This window comes from uncultured Algibacter sp. (genome assembly GCF_947490405.1).
GTDB lineage: Bacteria > Bacteroidota > Bacteroidia > Flavobacteriales > Flavobacteriaceae > Algibacter_B.
Genome location: NZ_CANLGU010000010.1, coordinates 1 through 18140 on the forward strand (window position 1 = coordinate 1; position 18140 = coordinate 18140).

Annotated in this window: 21 protein-coding genes and 1 tRNA gene; 11 read left to right on the forward strand and 11 right to left on the reverse strand. The window is 30.9% G+C overall.

Annotated features, from left to right (window positions below):
• The 8 genes from Q0772_RS15890 to Q0772_RS15925 all read left to right on the forward strand — a co-directional run.
• Positions 1-1047, forward strand: a 1047-nt coding sequence (locus Q0772_RS15890; RefSeq protein ID WP_298346830.1) for a gliding motility-associated C-terminal domain-containing protein, incomplete at its 5' end; no start/stop codon positions are given.
• Positions 1048-1076: 29 nt separating this feature from the next.
• Positions 1077-2015, forward strand: coding sequence for a type IX secretion system membrane protein PorP/SprF (locus tag Q0772_RS15895; RefSeq protein ID WP_298346833.1), 939 nt, complete (start codon positions 1077-1079; stop codon positions 2013-2015).
• Between the two features lie 12 nt (positions 2016-2027).
• Positions 2028-3938 carry an OmpA family protein gene (locus tag Q0772_RS15900; protein WP_298346836.1) on the forward strand — a complete coding sequence of 637 codons (1911 nt, stop codon included), beginning with the start codon at positions 2028-2030 and terminating at the stop codon, positions 3936-3938.
• Between the two features lie 107 nt (positions 3939-4045).
• The gene (gene idi, locus Q0772_RS15905; protein ID WP_298346839.1) at positions 4046-4570 is read left to right on the forward strand and encodes an isopentenyl-diphosphate Delta-isomerase; all 525 of its coding nucleotides are present in this window, start codon (positions 4046-4048) and stop codon (positions 4568-4570) included.
• On the forward strand, positions 4570-4980 hold the full coding sequence (locus Q0772_RS15910) for a 6-carboxytetrahydropterin synthase (protein ID WP_298346842.1): 411 nt from the start codon (positions 4570-4572) through the stop codon (positions 4978-4980). Before idi ends, Q0772_RS15910 begins: the two co-directional genes overlap by 1 nt.
• A gap of 2 nt (positions 4981-4982) precedes the next feature.
• The gene (locus Q0772_RS15915) at positions 4983-5954 is read left to right on the forward strand and encodes a type I phosphomannose isomerase catalytic subunit (protein ID WP_298346844.1); all 972 of its coding nucleotides are present in this window, start codon (positions 4983-4985) and stop codon (positions 5952-5954) included.
• A 96-nt stretch (positions 5955-6050) separates the two neighbouring features.
• A complete protein-coding gene (locus Q0772_RS15920; RefSeq protein ID WP_298346847.1) occupies positions 6051-6320 on the forward strand; it encodes a hypothetical protein in 270 nt (89 codons plus the stop codon).
• Between the two features lie 60 nt (positions 6321-6380).
• Positions 6381-6454 (forward strand) — tRNA-Thr (locus Q0772_RS15925).
• A gap of 65 nt (positions 6455-6519) precedes the next feature.
• Here Q0772_RS15925 and Q0772_RS15930 read toward each other — a convergent pair.
• The 3 genes from Q0772_RS15930 to Q0772_RS15940 form a co-directional block, all read right to left on the reverse strand.
• Positions 6520-7221 (reverse strand): DUF4369 domain-containing protein, encoded by a 702-nt coding sequence (locus Q0772_RS15930; RefSeq protein WP_298346849.1) that lies wholly within the window; start codon positions 7219-7221, stop codon positions 6520-6522.
• A 51-nt stretch (positions 7222-7272) separates the two neighbouring features.
• Positions 7273-8577 (reverse strand): DUF819 family protein, encoded by a 1305-nt coding sequence (locus Q0772_RS15935; RefSeq protein ID WP_298346851.1) that lies wholly within the window; start codon positions 8575-8577, stop codon positions 7273-7275.
• Positions 8578-9098: 521 nt separating this feature from the next.
• Positions 9099-9692 carry an alpha-ketoglutarate-dependent dioxygenase AlkB gene (locus tag Q0772_RS15940; protein WP_298346854.1) on the reverse strand — a complete coding sequence of 198 codons (594 nt, stop codon included), beginning with the start codon at positions 9690-9692 and terminating at the stop codon, positions 9099-9101.
• A 39-nt stretch (positions 9693-9731) separates the two neighbouring features.
• On the opposite strand from Q0772_RS15940, the gene Q0772_RS15945 reads away from it, so the two are divergent.
• Complete coding sequence (locus Q0772_RS15945; RefSeq protein ID WP_298346857.1) at positions 9732-10397, forward strand: M15 family metallopeptidase; 666 nt, start codon at positions 9732-9734, stop codon at positions 10395-10397.
• A gap of 57 nt (positions 10398-10454) precedes the next feature.
• Here Q0772_RS15945 and Q0772_RS15950 read toward each other — a convergent pair whose 3' ends face one another.
• Entirely contained in the window at positions 10455-10802 is a 348-nt protein-coding gene (locus Q0772_RS15950) for a DUF6249 domain-containing protein (RefSeq protein WP_298346860.1), read from the reverse strand.
• A 137-nt stretch (positions 10803-10939) separates the two neighbouring features.
• Between Q0772_RS15950 and Q0772_RS15955 the strand changes: the two genes are divergently transcribed.
• On the forward strand, positions 10940-11527 hold the full coding sequence (locus tag Q0772_RS15955; protein WP_298346865.1) for a sigma-70 family RNA polymerase sigma factor: 588 nt from the start codon (positions 10940-10942) through the stop codon (positions 11525-11527).
• On the forward strand, positions 11508-11921 hold the full coding sequence (locus Q0772_RS15960; protein WP_298346868.1) for a hypothetical protein: 414 nt from the start codon (positions 11508-11510) through the stop codon (positions 11919-11921). Before Q0772_RS15955 ends, Q0772_RS15960 begins: the two co-directional genes overlap by 20 nt.
• 9 nt (positions 11922-11930) lie before the next feature.
• Here Q0772_RS15960 and Q0772_RS15965 read toward each other — a convergent pair whose 3' ends face one another.
• The 7 genes from Q0772_RS15965 to Q0772_RS16000 form a co-directional block, all read right to left on the reverse strand.
• Complete coding sequence (locus Q0772_RS15965) at positions 11931-13172, reverse strand: DEAD/DEAH box helicase (RefSeq protein WP_298346871.1); 1242 nt, start codon at positions 13170-13172, stop codon at positions 11931-11933.
• Between the two features lie 104 nt (positions 13173-13276).
• Entirely contained in the window at positions 13277-14149 is an 873-nt protein-coding gene (locus tag Q0772_RS15970) for a hypothetical protein (RefSeq protein WP_298346874.1), read from the reverse strand.
• Positions 14150-14361: 212 nt separating this feature from the next.
• On the reverse strand, positions 14362-14997 hold the full coding sequence (locus Q0772_RS15975) for an MOSC domain-containing protein (RefSeq protein WP_298346877.1): 636 nt from the start codon (positions 14995-14997) through the stop codon (positions 14362-14364).
• Between the two features lie 8 nt (positions 14998-15005).
• Entirely contained in the window at positions 15006-15401 is a 396-nt protein-coding gene (locus tag Q0772_RS15980) for a hypothetical protein (protein WP_298346880.1), read from the reverse strand.
• 53 nt (positions 15402-15454) lie between these two features.
• Positions 15455-15832, reverse strand: a complete 378-nt coding sequence (locus tag Q0772_RS15985) for a DUF2200 domain-containing protein (protein ID WP_298346885.1) — start codon at positions 15830-15832, stop codon at positions 15455-15457.
• A 146-nt stretch (positions 15833-15978) separates the two neighbouring features.
• Positions 15979-16806, reverse strand: a complete 828-nt coding sequence (locus tag Q0772_RS16275) for an FKBP-type peptidyl-prolyl cis-trans isomerase (protein WP_366105953.1) — start codon at positions 16804-16806, stop codon at positions 15979-15981.
• Between the two features lie 173 nt (positions 16807-16979).
• Positions 16980-18134: an iron-containing alcohol dehydrogenase gene (locus Q0772_RS16000; RefSeq protein WP_298346887.1), complete on the reverse strand. Its 1155-nt coding sequence runs from the start codon at positions 18132-18134 to the stop codon at positions 16980-16982.
• Between the last annotated feature and the right edge of the window lie 6 nt (positions 18135-18140).

The window sequence follows — 18140 nt, forward strand, 5'->3', positions numbered from 1 at the left end:
GATGAATTAACACCACCAGATGGAGAAGCACCAACGAATCCGAATGATCCATGTGATTTTGTATCAGCAGATGTAACTTTAGCCTTAGGCGCAGCATATTTAGCAGCCGATTGTGATGGTGATGGTGTAACCAATGGTGATGAATTAACACCACCAGATGGAGAAGCACCAACGAATCCAAATGATCCATGTGATTATATAGTTTCTGACATCAGTTTAATAATTACCTCAGGGCAAGATTGTGACGGTGATGGTTTAACTGATCAAGAAGAAGTAGATCCTAATAATGATGGGGATCCAAGTGATGGAGAAAGTGATCCAAATGATCCATGTGATCCAATAACTACAGGATGTCAGGCTATTATGGAAGTTACTAAAACTGCTGATGTGCAAGGAACCGACTTAGGAGATAGAATTGTTTATACCATAGAAATTGAAAACACTGGAGATATAGTTTTAACAAACATAGTATTAGTTGATACATTCCTTGATGCTAATGGTAATGCCATTTCTCTAACTGAAGAGCCTGATTTTATAGGATCTGATTTAGGTAGTCCTGAAGGAACACTCCTTGTAGGTGAAACAGCTGAATACATAGCAAGCTTTACAATCACTCAGGAAGCAATAAATGCGGGTGGCGTAAGTAATAGTGTAGTTGCCACAGCGTTAACTAAATCGTCAGGTATTGTTACCGATACAAGTGATGATGGAGAAGATTTAGATGGTAATACGTCTGATGATCCAACAGTAACAGAACTAGGTTGTTTACTAATATTTAATGAATTTTCTCCTAATGGAGATGGAATGAATGACACATTAATTATTAATTGTATTGATAATTTCCCTAATAACAAATTAGAGATATATAACCGTTGGGGTAACTTGGTTTATGAAAAGCGAGGTTATAATAATGATTGGGACGGAACATCTAATGGACGATCTACTGTAAAAGTTGATGAGCAATTACCAGTAGGAACCTATTATTATATTCTAGACTTCGGAGATGGTACAAAACCAAAAGTAGGATGGTTATACATAAACAGATAATAAAGTAAACGACTAAAAAAATTAAAAAAATGATACAGAAATCATCATTAATAAAAGGTTTAATTTTAGTAGTGTTTACTGCACTATTAAGTTTAGAAACTAAAGCACAGCAAGATCCGCAATACACACACTATATGTATAACACTATGAGTGTGAATGCCGGTTATGCTGGTCAACGAGATGTATTAAGTGCTACAGCTTTATATAGAACACAATGGGTTGGAATAGACGGAGCACCAAAAACGATAACTTTTGGAATTCACTCACCATTGAGGAATGAAAGAATTGGTTTAGGTTTAAATATTGTAAGTGATCAACTAGGTCCAGCTAAAGAAACTAACATAGATTTAAACGCATCTTATACTATACCTGTTGATGAAACTGGAGATAAGGAATTATCTTTTGGTTTAAAAGCTGGTTTACATTCATTAGATGTAAATTTAAGTCCTGAAAATCAGCAAACAGGAGGTGATATTAGGCTAAATGATTTTAGTATAACGTCACCTACGCTAGGGGCTGCACTTTATCTTCATTCTGATAAATGGTACCTTGGAGCATCTATTCCAAATATACTTTCAACTGAACATTATGAAGATAATGGTGTTCAACAGTCAATTGCAACAGAACGCTTACATTATTTCTTAATAGGGGGCTATGTTTTTGATGTTAGTGATAGAACAAAACTAAAACCTGCCTTTTTGGTTAAAGGTGTTTCAGGAGCACCGTTAATTGCTGACCTCTCACTTAATGCATTGTTTAATGAAAAATTCACTCTAGGATTAGCCTACAGGTGGGATGATTCTGTAAGTGGTCTAGCTGGTTTTCAAGTTAGCCCAGGACTATTTGTTGGATATGCTTATGATGCTACAACAACTGCACTCAATAACTTTAATAGTGGAACACACGAAATAATGTTGCGTTTTGAGTTACAGCAAATAGGTAAAATTTTATCACCAAGATTCTTCTAAAAGATTATAGACATGAAAAAAAGAATATATATACTATCTATATTAAGTGTTTTAGTTTTTAATAGCTCTTTTGCACAAAAAAGGAAAGCTTATAGTGCTATAAAAAAGTATGAAAACTTATCTTATGTAGAATCAAGAAATCAACTTTTAGAATTAGCTAATAAAGAAAACCCTTCTTCAGAAGTGATAGAGAAATTGGCCAATGCCTTTTATTTTAATAATGAAATGAAAGAAGCTTCAGTTTGGTACAAGAAACTAATGGATTTGAATAATCCCATAGATCCAGAGAATTTATTTAGGTATGCTCAATCGTTACGAGCCCAGGAAAAGTATGAAGAATCAGATAAAATATTAAATACTTTAGTTAATATTAATCCTGAAGATTCAAGAGTCAAAAGGTTTTTAAGTAACCCAAATTATGTTGTAGCTATAGAAGAGATGTCAAAGAATTTTGAATTACTGAATTTAGATATCAATACAACTTTTTCAGATTTTGGAACATCAACATATAATGATCATTTAATTTTTGCATCATCTAGAGATCAAGATGAAGCCATATACGAATGGAATGCACAACCATTTTTAGATTTATTTGAATTGAACGAAGATGGAAGTGTACAAGAGCTAAGAGGTGATGTAAACACAAAATATCATGAATCTTCAACAAGTTTCACTAAAGACGGAAAAACAGCTTATTTCACTAGGAATAATTTTTTCAAAGGAAAGTTTAAAAAGAATAGCGAAAATATTCATGGTTTAAAAATATATAAGGCTACTTTAGTAGATAGTGTTTGGACTAATGTAGAGTCTATGCCCTTTAATAACGATGAATATAATGTGGCTCACCCAGCACTTAGTAACGATGAGAAAAAGTTATACTTTGCTTCAGATATGCCAGGGACACAAGGTGCTTCAGATATTTTTGTGGTAGATGTAAATGAAGATGGAACTTATGGAGAACCTGTAAATTTAGGTTCAAAAGTAAATACGGAAGGGAGAGAAAATTTTCCTTTTGTAAGTAATAAAGGCACACTTTATTTTTCTTCAGATGGCCATGTTGGGTTAGGAGGTTTAGATGTTTTTAAAGTTGATGTAGATAAAATCAAAGAATCTACTACCATGGTGCATAATATAGGGAAACCAATTAATAGTCCTATGGATGATTTTGGTTATATCATTAATGAAACTTCTGGTAAAGGCTACATAACATCAAATAGAGAAGGCGGGAAAGGAGATGATGATATATACAGTTTTGTAGTGCCAGCATGTACTAAAGATATTTCTGGAACTATAATTAACAAACGAACCCAAGAGATATTGGCAAACGCAGATGTATTTATCTATGATTCAAACAGAAATTTACTTCAATCACTAAAAAGTGATGATAAGGGGAAGTTCGTTTTTGAGTTGGGATGCAAAGATAGAACCTATTTAATAGAAGCTAAAAAAGATAAATACAAAGATGATTTTACAGATTTTTCAATAAAAGCGGGTGAAAAACCTGATTTAAAATTAGAATTAAAGTTAGAACCACAAGCCGCCAAAATAGGTACAGATTTAGCTTTGTTATTGAATTTGAATCCTATTTATTTTGATTATGATAAATCCTTTATTCGACCAGATGCAGAAATTGAATTGACAAAAGTTATCAATTATATGAAAGAATACCCTAGTGTTAAAATTGATGTTCGTTCTCATACAGATTCTAGAGGTAAAGACGCTTATAATTGGGCATTATCCAATAGAAGAAATAAATCTACAAGAGCATATATCATTGAAAAAGGCGGTATTTCTGAAGGAAGATTAACTGGACAAGGTTATGGAGAAACCCGTTTAACAAACAAATGTTCAAATGGTGTTAAATGTACCAAAGAAGAGCATCAAGCCAATAGGCGTAGCGAGTTTATTGTAGTCGCAAACTAATTAATATCTAACCATCAACTTAAAAGGCATCTAAATTTAATTTAGGTGCTTTTTTATTTAAAAGGAGATTTAACAAGTTCTAATTTTGTTCGTACTTTTGTTAATCTATGGAAGAAGAAAAAGTAATTCTTGTTAACGAACAAGATGAACAAATTGGGTTGATGCCCAAAATGGAAGCACATGAAAAAGCATTGTTGCATCGTGCATTTTCTGTATTTATTTTTAATGATGCAAATGAGTTGATGCTACAACAAAGGGCACTGGGTAAATATCATTCACCTGGACTTTGGACTAATACATGTTGTAGTCACCAACGTGACGGAGAAACTAATATCGAAGCTGGCAAAAGGCGTTTAATGGAAGAAATGGGCTTTGTAGTAGATTTAAAAGAATCTATTTCATTTATTTACAAGGCACCTTTTGATAATGGTTTAACTGAACATGAATACGATCATGTCTTATTGGGTAAGTATAATAGTGAACCTATTATTAATATAGATGAAGTAGCCAATTGGAAATGGATGCCTTTACAAGATATTAAAGTTGATATTTCTCTACATCCAGATCTATACACAGAATGGTTTAAGGTTATTTTTGATAAATTCTACGAATATATAAACATTACATCCTAATGAAAGTAACAGTTAGCAGAAAAGCACATTTTAATGCAGCACATAGGTTGTATAGAAAAGATTGGAATTTTGAAAAAAATGAAGACATATTTGGTAAATGTAACAACCCTAATTTTCATGGACATAATTATGAACTCATTGCTAGTGTCACTGGAGATATAGATAAAGAAACAGGTTATGTTATAGATATGAAAGTTTTAAAAGATATTATTAAAAGCGAAGTTGAAGATGCTTTTGATCATAAAAATTTAAATTTAGAAGTTCCTGAATTTACCGACTTAAACCCAACTGCTGAGAATATAGCGGTAGTTATTTATAATAAAATGAAATCTAAGTTAGACTCTAATTTAGAACTAGAAATAACACTATATGAAACACCACGTAATTTTGTGTCTTACTCAGGGCGATAACTATGAATAAAGAACTATATCCAATAAAGTTTACACCCATTTTAAAAGATAAAATATGGGGAGGTAAGAAGTTAAAAACAACCCTAAACAAACAGTCAGATTTGCCAAATTTAGGAGAAAGTTGGGAAATTAGTGATGTTGAAGGAGATACATCAATAGTATCCAATGGTTATTATAAAGGAAAATCTTTAAAAGAATTATTAAAAATTTTAGGACCAGACTTAATTGGTCAACAAAATTATAGAATTTTTGAAGATAAATTTCCTTTGCTCATTAAGTTTATTGATGCTCGCGAAGATTTATCCATTCAATTACATCCAAATGATACATTAGCAGCAGAAAGACATAATTCTTTCGGTAAAACCGAGATGTGGTATGTTATGCAAGCAGATGAAGACGCAAATTTAATAGTTGGTTTTAACCAAAAAGTTACGCCAGAAAAATATTTAGAGCACCTTGAAAATAAAACTTTAACAGAGATTTTAAATTTTGATAAGGTTAAACAAGGTGATACCTATTTTATTGAAGTAGGAAGGGTTCATGCTATTGGAGCTGGTGTAATGCTTGCAGAAATACAACAAACTAGTGATGTAACCTATCGTGTTTATGATTGGGATAGAGTAGATGATGAAGGAAATGAAAGAGAATTACATAATGATTTAGCTATAGATGCTATAGATTTTAATATGCCTGATAATTTTAGAGTATCGTATTCTAAAACAGAAAACAAATCAAATGAAATGGTAACCTGTCCATATTTCACCACAAACTATTTAGAAGTAAATGGTGTTTTAAGTAAGAAAAACAGCAAAGACTCTTTCTTTATTTATATGTGTGTTGGTGGTGATGCAACTATAACTTATGGTAAACATACAGAGAGTATAAAAGTAGGTGAAACTATATTGATGCCAGCTGATGCTGTAGACTACCAAATAACATCAAAAAACGCTAAGTTTTTAGAAGTACATGTGTAGTATTTGAATGTTAATAAGTAGTTTATTAATCATTGAGATATAAGAATATTCGTGTAAAATTATTAATTATTTTTAGTAAAAATTAAACTTAAAGAAATGAGTAGTGTAAGAGATTTAAAAAAAGATATAAATTACGTTTTAGGAGATATAATTGAGGCTGTTTATGTTTGGGAATATGAGAATACAGACAAGGATACAAAAAAAAGTGAAGCTATTATTGACGAAGCTATTGAAACCTTTGATGAATTGATTGCCAAAGTAAACACTAGGGATGTAGAGAATGTAAAAGCACATTTTAAAGCCATTAATAAAGAGCTTGAAGATAGGGGTAAAGCTTTGATAGAAAAAATTAATAAGCTTGGATAAAAAAAACTAAGGAGGTATTTGCAAATCTTATTTTTGCAATTATATTTGCACCCATAAAACGCCGATGTAGCTCAGCTGGCTAGAGCAGCTGATTTGTAATCAGCAGGTCGTGGGTTCGAGTCCCTCCATCGGCTCAAAAAATAAAAGCCTTTCCAAACGGAAAGGCTTTTTGTTTTGTAACAAGGTACTCTATTTATATTTATTGGTTCTCTTTTTGCCTTACGTTCTGTATGAAGCGTTCAAGTTGTTTTCCGTATTTGGAGTTTTTCACATTAGGAGTTAAAGAGTTATTAATAGTGTCTAATAAATCTATTCTAGCATCGTAAATTTCGGAAAGTGCTAAATAAGGAGCAACTTCACTATCTTTATTATTTAATGCAAAATTAACAGTATATAAATATTTACGTTTTAATGTGTTGTTTTTTTGTTTAACTAACGAATCAAATATTACTGTATCTCCGTTTTTCTGAGCTTCAAATTGATCTTTAATTAAATCTAAACTTCTATTATTAATTTTAGAAATAACCTTTCTATATTCTTCTAAAACCTTTTGTTGTTTAGAGCCTTTAATTTGTGCCTCAAACGAAAAGTTTTTTAAAACTGTATTTATTTCAGTAACCCCTTTGTCTGCAAAAAAAGTAATTCGATCTTTTTCAGCACTATTCTTATCAAGATATAAATAGAATACTTCAGGTGAGTCTAAATCACTATATAATTCAACTTGAGAAACTCCATTAACGGTTACAGAGTCTACAGATACTAATGTGGTGTCTTCAATTTTTTTAAGAAATAGAGTTCCTTTTTTTAAGCCTTCAATATTTACTTTTACAGTTAAGTCAGCTTCTTTTTTATTACAAGCTGTGATAATTAGAATAATTACTAAAAGAAGATTTTTTTTCATTTTTAAAATATGATATTGAGTAACAAATATCTTATAATTATTTTTTATAAACTAGCTAACCGATGCCAATTCCATTAAAATTGTACAAGCAATTGCAGCGATAGTTCCAACGGCATAACCAAAGACAGCTAAAAGTACGCCAACCGTTGCTAAAGAAGGATGAAAAGCTGATGCTACTACAGGAGCCGACGCTGCTCCACCAACATTAGCTTGACTACCCACTGCTAAAAAGAAATAAGGAGCTTTTATAATTTTGGCTACTAAAATTAGTAGTCCAGCGTGAATGCTCATCCAAACTACACCAATACCAATGAGCCCTAAATTATCAAAGATTAAAGTTAAATCCATTTTCATACCTATAGTCGCTACTAGTATATAAATAAAAAGGCTACCAAATTTACTAGCGCCTGCACCTTCATAATTCTTTGCTTTTGTAAATGATAAAAAGACAGCAATAAGTGTAGAAATACTAATCATCCAGAAGAATTTAGATTCTAAAAATGTAAAAATATTTTTCCAAGTAGTAGATTCAAAACTAGCAACTAAGTTTTCAAAAACAGGTGCCATAAAACCAGCTCCTAAGTGCGCAAAACTTACAGTGCCGAACGCAAGTGCAGTAATGATGACAATATCTGATAATGATGGATTACGCTTTACCTTTTCAGAGAAAGAAGATACTTTTTCCTTTAGTTCTTCTATAGAAGAGGTGTCTGCTTTTAACCAATTATTAATTCGTTTTCTTTTACCAATTCCTATAAGTAACAAAGCCATCCAAACGTTAGCTACAACAATATCAACGAAAACCATACCTCCATATAATTTTTGATTATAGCCATAAATTTCTAACATAGCTGTTTGATTAGCACCACCACCAATCCAACTACCTGCTAATGTTGATAAACCTCTCCATACTGCATCAGGTCCAACACCTCCAACAGTTTCAGGAGATACTGTTGAAATTAATAAAATAGCGATTGGTCCACCGATAACAATTCCTATTGTTCCGGTAAAAAACATGATCAATGCTTTCCAACCTAAGTTAAATACGCCTTTTAAATCGATACTTAAAGTCATTAAAACCAGAGCAGCTGGGAGTAAATACCTACTTGCTACATAATATAATTGAGATGTATGTTTAATGGTATTACCTTTATTGTCAATACCAGTCCAATCTGGAGCTATTAAACCAGAAGTTGTAAAAATAGCAGGTAACATATAGGCTAAAAATATACCTGGTACTATTTTATAAAATTTTTCCCAAAATCCACCCTTGAGAGTTTCTGTATAAAATATAAAACCTAAGGCAAGCATTAATAAACCAAAAACTATAGTGTCGTCAGTGAAAAGTGGTTTCATATTTATCTTGTTTAAAATATCTAATATACTAAAACAAAAAAGAGCACTATTCTTATTTTGGCACAGTAATTGATTTATAATTGATGATTACAATTTGAACAAATAGTTTATTGAGTGGTTACTTTAAACTTAGAATTGTAACTCATATTTTGGTTGGTTAGTTAGTAAAAAAGCATCCTAATTTTAGGGTGCTTTTTTTATTTTTCTATTTTTATCTTGAAGTAATTTGCTGCAGAATTAACTTTTTTAATTAAACTAAATCATGCGTTTCGTCGATAATATCGATTATTTTGTCTTTAAATGTTAAAATTTAAAGTATTTCATCGATTTTAAATGTATTTAGTCGTTTGAATACATTTCATAATTATATATTTGGAGTGTACTAAATAACACACTTTTTAGTTCAATGGATTAATTAATTAATATTTGCATTATGTTGTTAAAAACGGAAACCCCAAATCTAGCATCATAATAAAAAAAGCAAATTGAGAAAAAACCGAGTTTGAGGGAACTCGGTTTTTTTATGCAATAATTCTAAATGTTAAATTAATTCGTTTTCCTATTTGTTTTTTAGTTTTAGGTATTTGATGTAGCCAATTATGTTGGGTTGCGCCTTGCATTAATAAAAGGCTACCGTGTTCTAAAACCAATTTAGATTTTAGTGCTGAATTTTTTTTATGTTTAAAATGAAAAATCCGTTCTACTCCAAATGAAACAGATGCAATTGTGGGGTTTTTACCAAGTTCTTTTTCATCATCAGCATGCCAACCATTACTGTCTTTACCATCTCGATATAAGTTGGCTAAACAACTCGTAAATTTAATTCGCAGTTTAGTTTCAATCTTTTCTTTAATTTCTAATAATTCGTCTTTAAAACTATGGGGTTTCATAGTAATATTACTATACTTATAAGTGTTTAAGTTTTCAGCATAAAACGCGGTTAGTCGTGGTTGCAAATATGTTTTTCCGAAAATGGTAATATCATCTTGTTTCCAGTCTAATTTTTTCGATAGTATGTCTAAGTATAAATTAGCTTCATTAGTATTGAAAAATTTTGGGTAATAGGTAACTTCGCCATCTTTTAAATTTAAATTTATCGAACTTTCAAAAAGCATATTCTTTTATTTTCTAAATTAGCATAATTCAATATCAAAATGAAGTATATATTTACTTTTCTATATTTTTTTGTTTGTATAATTTTAGATGCACAACCTCCAAAAGGTTTTGTGTATGTGCATGATGTGATTCCTGATTTAGATGTTGAGCTTCGTTATTTTACTAATAATAATTTTGTAGGAAAACCTATTGATGGCTATCAATCTAACAAATTGATTTTGACTCAGCAAACAGCTGAAGCTCTTAAATATGTTCATGAGGCCTTACAAGAACAAAACCTATGCTTAAAAGTTTATGATGGTTATAGACCGCAACGCGCAGTAAATCATTTTATAACATGGGCAAAAGATTTAAATGATACAATAAATAAGCACAAGTTTTATCCTAATGTAAAAAAAAGAAACCTTTTTAAAGAAGAGTATATAGCCTCCAGATCTGGACATAGCCGCGGTAGCACTGTTGATTTAACTATTATCGATGGAAATACAGGCATCCCTTTAGATATGGGAAGTGCTTATGATTTTTTTGGAAAAGAATCTTGGGTTAATCACGACAACCTTTCTAGTATACAAAAATATAATAGGCAATTACTCCAAACGTTTATGCTAAAATTCGGTTTTAGAAATTACTCTAAAGAGTGGTGGCATTTTACTTTAAGGGGAGAGCCTTTTCCTAAAACCTATTTTGATTTTGTTGTAAAATAAAAAACCGCCATCAAATGAAAGCGGTTTGGATAGTTTAGTTAATTTCATACAAGTAGTTTATTCCTTATCTAGGTCTTTGGTCATTTTAAACCCTAAGAATAAGCCTATACCAGATAGTAAGAATATGGTTCCAGGATAAATTGCTTCTTCATCAAGTGTCGTGTAATGGTCTATTACTGAAGCTATAAATACGCCAATACCAATTCCCATTAATAGTAATGCTAGATTTAATATAAGTACTTTCCATATTGGTGCGGTGTGTCCTTTTCCTTTAACAAAAATACTAGCATCTGCTCCTTTTTCTATTAGTGCTAAGCGCTCTTTGTTTCTGGTAGAAAAATATAAATAAAATACTCCGAAAATTGCACCAAATATAATTGGTATAATAATTAATTCTGATCCCATAATAGTTCGTTTTTAATTGATTATTTTAATGTGTTTGTAGCTTATGACGATACACTTTTGTGTTAGGTTACAGATTTAGCTAAAATTTTTTTACTTATTTGTAACCTTATATGTGTAATGGTCGTCTTATTTTCAAAATGACCATCAAAGACCAACATTATATTAACCTTATTCTAAATGGTGACTCCAGGGCATTTGCTGTGTTGGTTAACCGCTACAAGGATTTGGTGTATACCTTGTCATTAAGAATGTTGAAAAACAGAGAAGAAGCAGAAGAAGTAGCGCAAGACACATTTATAAAAGTATATAAGTCGTTAAGCCGGTTTAAAGGTGACTCTAAATTTTCAACATGGATTTATAAGGTTGCTTACAATACGTGTTTAGATAGAATAAAAAAGAATAAAAAGTATATAAATGATGTAGCAATAGACGAATTTACGGCACATGAGGTTAAAACTATTGATAATGCATTAAGTAAATTAGAAACTGAAGAACATAATCAAGCTATTAAAAAATGTATAACACAATTGCCAAGTGATGATGCATTTATACTAACTTTATATTATTTTGAAGAACAATCTTTGGATGAAATTTCACAGGTAGTTGGATTAACACCTAATAATGTAAAAGTAAAGTTATTTAGAAGCCGAAAAAAATTAGCAACTATTATTAAGGCACAATTAGAACCAGAAATTATTGAGCATTATGGAAAAGCAAGACAATAAGTTTTTAGATGATTTATCTAGAAAAATTATAATAGAATCTGGTACTGAAAGCCCTTCTGTCAATTTTTCTGATGAGGTAATGTTAGAGATTAGAGCTTTAAACGAAATCAGAACAATAGTTTACAAGCCACTTATATCCAAAACTTCGTGGTTTTTTATAGGTATAAGTGTTTTAGCTTTAGTTTTATATTTTTTGTTTTTTGGAACTGAAACTAAAACGTCTAAATGGATGCAATCTTTTGATTTTAGTATTTTATCAAATATTAACACAGATATTTTACCAAGTTTGTCTGTATCTAAAATATTTACTTATGCTGTTTTGTTTTTTGGACTTATGTTGTGCATTCAAATTCCGCTGCTTAAAAGTCGTTTTGATAAAAGATTTGAAGTCTAAAAATTTTAATTAATACCAGCGTTTCTTTTTCTTTTTTGATGCTTGACTTTTTCTGCCTTTTCGGTGTTTACTACCTGTTTTTTTAGATTTGTGAACTATAGGTTTGGCTTTTGGGTCTAGGGGATAAGGATGATTTTCAAAAATATCAATTTGAAGTTGAATTAACTGTTGAATGGATTTGATGTAGTTTTTTTCATCAGCTGAACAAAAAGAATATGCAGTGCCAGAGTGTCCTGCTCTCGCTGTTCTGCCAATTCTATGTACATAAGTTTCGGGGGTGTTAGGTAAATCAAAATTAATTACAGCATCTAATTCGTTAATATCTATGCCACGTGCTGCAACATCGGTTGCTATTAAAATATTGATATCACCTTTTTTAAATTTATTTAGTGCGTCTTGTCTTGCCGTCTGACTTTTATCTCCGTGAATACTATCTACTTTGTAACCATTCTTTAGTAATGTTTTTTCAAGTTTATCTACTCCAAACTTTGTACGTCTAAAAATGATGATATTACCTTTAATTGTATTTCGTAAAACATGTAAGCATAGTTCAATCTTATTTCTTTTAGGAACGTAGTAGAGTAGCTGTTTTACATCTTTAGAAGTTGAGGAATTCTGAGCTATTTCGATTCTTTCAGGAGTATTTAAAATAGTATTTGCCAAATATTCAACCTTATGAGGGATTGTTGCAGAGAACAACAGCACTTGTTTATCTTTAGTACACAAACGTTCAATCTTTCTAACATCGTCAATAAACCCCATGTCTAGCATCAAATCAGCTTCATCTAAAACAAGGGTTTCTACATAATCAAGGTTAACAATATCTTGTTTATGTAAATCTAGCAAGCGTCCAGGAGTGGCAATTAAAATATCTACGCCTTTTCTTAAAATATCTTTTTGGGGTTTAATAGAAGTTCCTCCAAAAATTACCGTGGTTCTTAAGTTGGTATAAGTGTTATAGATTTTAAAATTCTCTTCAATTTGAATAGATAATTCTCTTGTAGGGCTAACTACTAGTGCTTTAATAGTTTTGCCCTTTTTAGGGGCATCTTGTTTATTTAATAACAATTGCAATAGAGGAAGAGCAAAAGCTGCTGTTTTACCAGTACCAGTTTGAGCGGAAACAATAACATCTTTTTTATCTAAGATATGCGGAATTGTTTTTTCTTGAACTAAGGTTGGGTTGTCATATCCAGCCTCAGCAACGGCACGTAAAATGGGTCGGCTTAATTTTAAATCTTTAAAAGACATCTTTAAGAGTTTGTCGCAAAGATATGATAAACCGGTTCAAAGCTATATTAAAAAAGATTTCAGTTAGCTCTTTATTGTTTAAATGAAAAATATATTTGATACCATTAATTTGTAAATTTTAGATGCATTACTTTTTGCGATTTATTTTCTAAACTTTTATTAATTAATTTTTTTGTCAAAATGCGAGCTCCGAGCTCATTTAAATGTGTGTAATCGTACATGATATTTTTTTTTGATTCTAATTTTAAAGTGTCCATTTCAAAATTTGAATTTTTTTTTAAAATATTATCCCTAAATAGATTGAAATATTTATTGTACCTAGTTCTTTCTTCTATGTTTTGTAGGGCTTTATGATATGGGAATTCTATAAAAGTAATGTCACAATTTTTACTAATTAATTTTTCTAAGCCTTTAAGATACATATCTTGTTTATCTAATAAGCGCTCTTTAGTGATTGTAGAATAGCGATTAAAAAAACTTGAAAGGGATGTGTGATAATTAATTGAATTTTCTACTGGATAAAGCTTATGAGATGTTTTGAAATAATAAGAATTAGGAAATTTTATTCCTCGAGATAAAATATTTTTAAAACCATGAATTGAATAATTAAAATTGTATAATTCAATCATGCTTTTTAAATGAATAGGGGATGTATTCGCTTCGTTTTTTGGAGGTCTAATTTGTGAATGTTCAGAAATAGATAAAATGATTTTTGAATTGGTTGGAACTTTTTCTGTGAAGAATAGAAAATCATATATTCCTGCTCCGTGTCTAGCCGCTGAATAAATATTGGCCTGAGTTCTATCTTTTAAGTAATTTAAATCAATTCCCTGGAACATCTGAGAATCACCATATAAGTATATAGAATTACTCGTGTCTGTTTTGCAGAAAAAATAGGATGTTAGATTATAAATTATAGTATAAGAGACAATAAGAATTATTGTGAAAAAAATAATTTCTTTTAAAAACCTCTTCATAACTATTATTAAAATTAAAAAAAATAAACATCCGATTAATGTCCTTGTAAATTTAGAAGAATTATATATAGAATTTTTCTAATAATAGATATTAATTAAATAAAAACGAAGTATTGTATTTTTTAATTAAACCTAAAGTGGTCTGCATATTCTAAAGTCTCTAAAAAATATTTATAAAAGTTTGTGGCAAAGATATAATAACGAGCTCAAAGCTACTTTAAAAAGCGTTTCAGTTTGTCTCTTTTTCGTTTAGGTATGGCATTATTATCTAATATTAATTTAATATGCTCTGTGTTTTTTTCTTTATTAAATAATAAATCAAAAAACTGCCATGTACTTAAACTATTTCTAGCTTTTTCTACCAATTCTATACTATCTCCAGTTTTAACATAGCCTTCTTTTAAAATACGAACATAGGTTCCAGGGAATCCATGATTTATAAACTTCGATAAAATATTTTGAGTGCCGAATTTTACACCAAATTTAAAACAAGGCTCTCTAGGTTGTGTAATTTGAACACGTATTGAACCAATTTTATAAATATCTCCGATATGAATCTCTTTTTCGTTTAGTCCAGAGACAGTAAGGTTTTCACCAAACATTCCCCATTGCCAACCTAGATTTGGATAAAGATTCTTCCAATACCTATATTGGTCTGCCGAAAATAAATAACACGCTTTAAATTCGCCACCATGTACATTTCTATCTGAAATTTCATCATCATGAACACCTTCGTTGCCTAGTAGAATAGGAAAGTTAACGGGTTTTTTGTAAATACCAGTTGTAACCTCACTACCGTTCCAAAAAATTGTAGTTGGTTTTGCTAAGTTGGTAGAGATGATCTTCATGATCTTAACTAAACTTTAATAAATAATTGTTTTACTTCAGGTTTTGTTAACTCTACTAAAGTAAAAACACCCAGCAGAATACCTAAAACACCTGTAAGGCAGTTTAATATAGCAATAGCAAAAATGAAGTTATAGTTTTTTACTTCTTTAAGGTATTTTGAAGCTAAGAGTGTAAGTATTCCAAATGTTATACAAAAGATTAAGCCTATACCACCGATGATAACAAAAATCCATCCAAAATTGAATGGTAAATCAGTTTGTGTGTCTTGATTTTTAGCGATGGCTCCAAAAATGAAACCCATACATCCGTACAAGATGAAAAATATTGAAAAGCACAAGGTTAAAATCCCTTTTACTAAGTATAAGATCCTAAAGGTGTTGAGGTTGTTATTAGTGTTTTGCACTTAAAGTTATTTTTAGGTTTGTTTTTGATTTGTTTCTATATTATAAACAGTTTCTACTTTTTCTCTTTACGTAAAATTTTCTCCATTTTACGACCTTTTGCTAATTCATCAATTAGCTTTTCCATGCGTCTACATTGTTTGTATAATTCAAATTCATCTTCTATTTCTTCAATACGATAACCACAAACAACACCTTTAATTAAGTGTGCATTAGGATTTATTTTAGCTTTTTGAAAAAATGTTCTAAAAGTTACTTTTTCATCAATAAGTGATTCTAGGGTATCTTCATCAAAACCAGTAAACCATTTAATGACTTGGTTGAGTTCTTCTTTTGTTCTACCATTTTTTTCTAATCTATTTAGGTAATGTGGGTAAATAGACCCAAATATCATGCTAGCAACTTTTTCGTTTTTTTCGACTGTAACTTTCATATTTATCTGGTTTTTAGTTAATTGGTTTTGCATAGATTAAACTATAAACTAATTTAGCAGAAAATTTCAACAAAGTCAAGTTTTAAAAAACAAAAACCACTTCGTTTTCACAAAGTGGTTTTTATTTTTAAGCTAAAAATATGTTTTTAATTTATAGATATAAGTTCCACATTAAAAATTAATACACTACCACCAGGGATATTAAATGCGCCATTATTACCATATGCTAAATGTGCTGGTATAAAAAAGGTACCACTACCACCTTCGTTTAAATATGTCATGCCTTCAGCAAACCCGGGAATCAACGTACCTAAATCAAAATTTATATTATCAGTACTTTCATCAAAAACCTGATCATCAAGAAGATACCCTGTATAAGTGACTGTTACATTATTGGTTAATGTGGGTTGCTCACCTGTACCAATAGTATTTATTGTATAATATAGCCCAGTTTCAGTTTTTTCAGCCATAATATCATTATCACTCAAATAATTTTGTATTTGCTCGTCATTTTCAGTAGCGTAGTTTACATAAACAAGTTCTATATCAAATATAAGAACTGAACCAGCGGGAATATTTCCACTGTCTTTGCTACCATATCCTAAGTGCGCTGGAATAAATAGTTTACCACTTCCACCTTCTTTAAAATACGTAATACCTTCCATCCATCCGGTAATTAAATTTTGTAGAGTAAAGGAAACACCTTCTTCAGAACTTTCATCAAAAGTAGTTCCATCTGTAAAGTATCCCTTGTAAACTACTTTTACACGATCATTTGTTACTGGTACTTCTCCAGTTCCAGGATTATCAATAATGTAATATAATCCAGAACTGCTTTTTTCAGCTGTTAGGTTATTTTCAGAAAGGTATTGAAGAATTTCTAGATCATTTTCTTCTCTGTAGTCTTTTACACTATCATCCTCAGAGCATGAGGAAAAAACGATAAGCGCAAGAAAAATTGTTAAATATCTCATAGTTTGATTTTGTATTCAAAAGTATAAAAGTTACGAGAGTTATTATTGACTTTTGTAATAAAAGTTTTGGGTATTTTAAATTAACAAAAAACCACTTTGAAAAAGCAAAGTGGTTTTAATAAATTGATAAAGTATCATAGCTTAAAAATTAATTATCACTGATTAAATTATATTTACATAGCTGCCTTATAAATTGCAATGGTGTCTTCTAAGGTTACTTCTCTTGGATTGCCTCCTGTACATACATCAGCTAAAGCATTTTTAGCCATTTCTTCAAAATCTTCTTCTTTAACGCCTAATTCTTTTAGTCCAGAAGGAATACCAACAGATTTTGATAATGCTTTTATCGCTTCTATAGCAGCATTAGCACCTTGTGTATCACTCATTTCTAAAACACCAACACCCATTGCTCTTGCTACCTTTTTTAGTTTGCGTGCACATGCAGGGATATTAAATTGTTCTACGTGTGGCAATAATACAGCATTGGCAACACCATGTGGCAAATCGTACATACCTCCTAATTGGTGCGCCATAGAGTGAACAAAGCCTAAGCCTGCATTAGAAAATGCTTGTCCAGCTATAAATTGACCCCAAGCCATCTTACTCCTTGCTTCAAGGTCTTTGCCATTTACAACAGCTTTTTCTAGGCTTTGAGAAATAAGCTTAATAGCTTCCAGTGCTAAAGTATCAGACCAATCAAAGGCTCCTTTTGTAACATACGTTTCTATAGCATGTGTTAGTGCATCCATTCCTGTTGCAGCAGTTAAAGCTGAAGGTTTTTCCAACATTAATTTAGGGTCGTTAACTGCAATAGATACCAGACAGTTTTTATCTACCATTACCATTTTTATATGACGCTTCTCATCTGTAATAACATAGTTTATAGTTACTTCGCTTGCAGTACCTGCTGTGGTATTGATAGCAATAATGGGTAATGATACATGTTGCGACAAGTGTATGCCTTCATAATCTTCAATATCTCCACCGTTAGTTGCAAGAATACCAATGGCTTTACCACAATCTTGTGGAGATCCTCCACCTAATGTGACTATGAAATCACAATTATTTTCTTGTAATAACTTTAAACCATCATTAACATTTTGTACAGTTGGGTTTGGTTGAACATCATCAAAGAGAAGGGTCTGAATATTAGATGCTTCAACAACATCTAATACTTTTTGTGCAACTCCAAGTTGTACTAAAACTTTATCAGTAACAAAAAGTGCTTTTTTGTATGGAAGTGTTTTAAGTTCCTCTCCTAAATCATTTAGTGCTCCCGGGCCAATAAGACTTAATGGCGGCAAGTATATTCTTCTATTTTGTAACATTTGGAT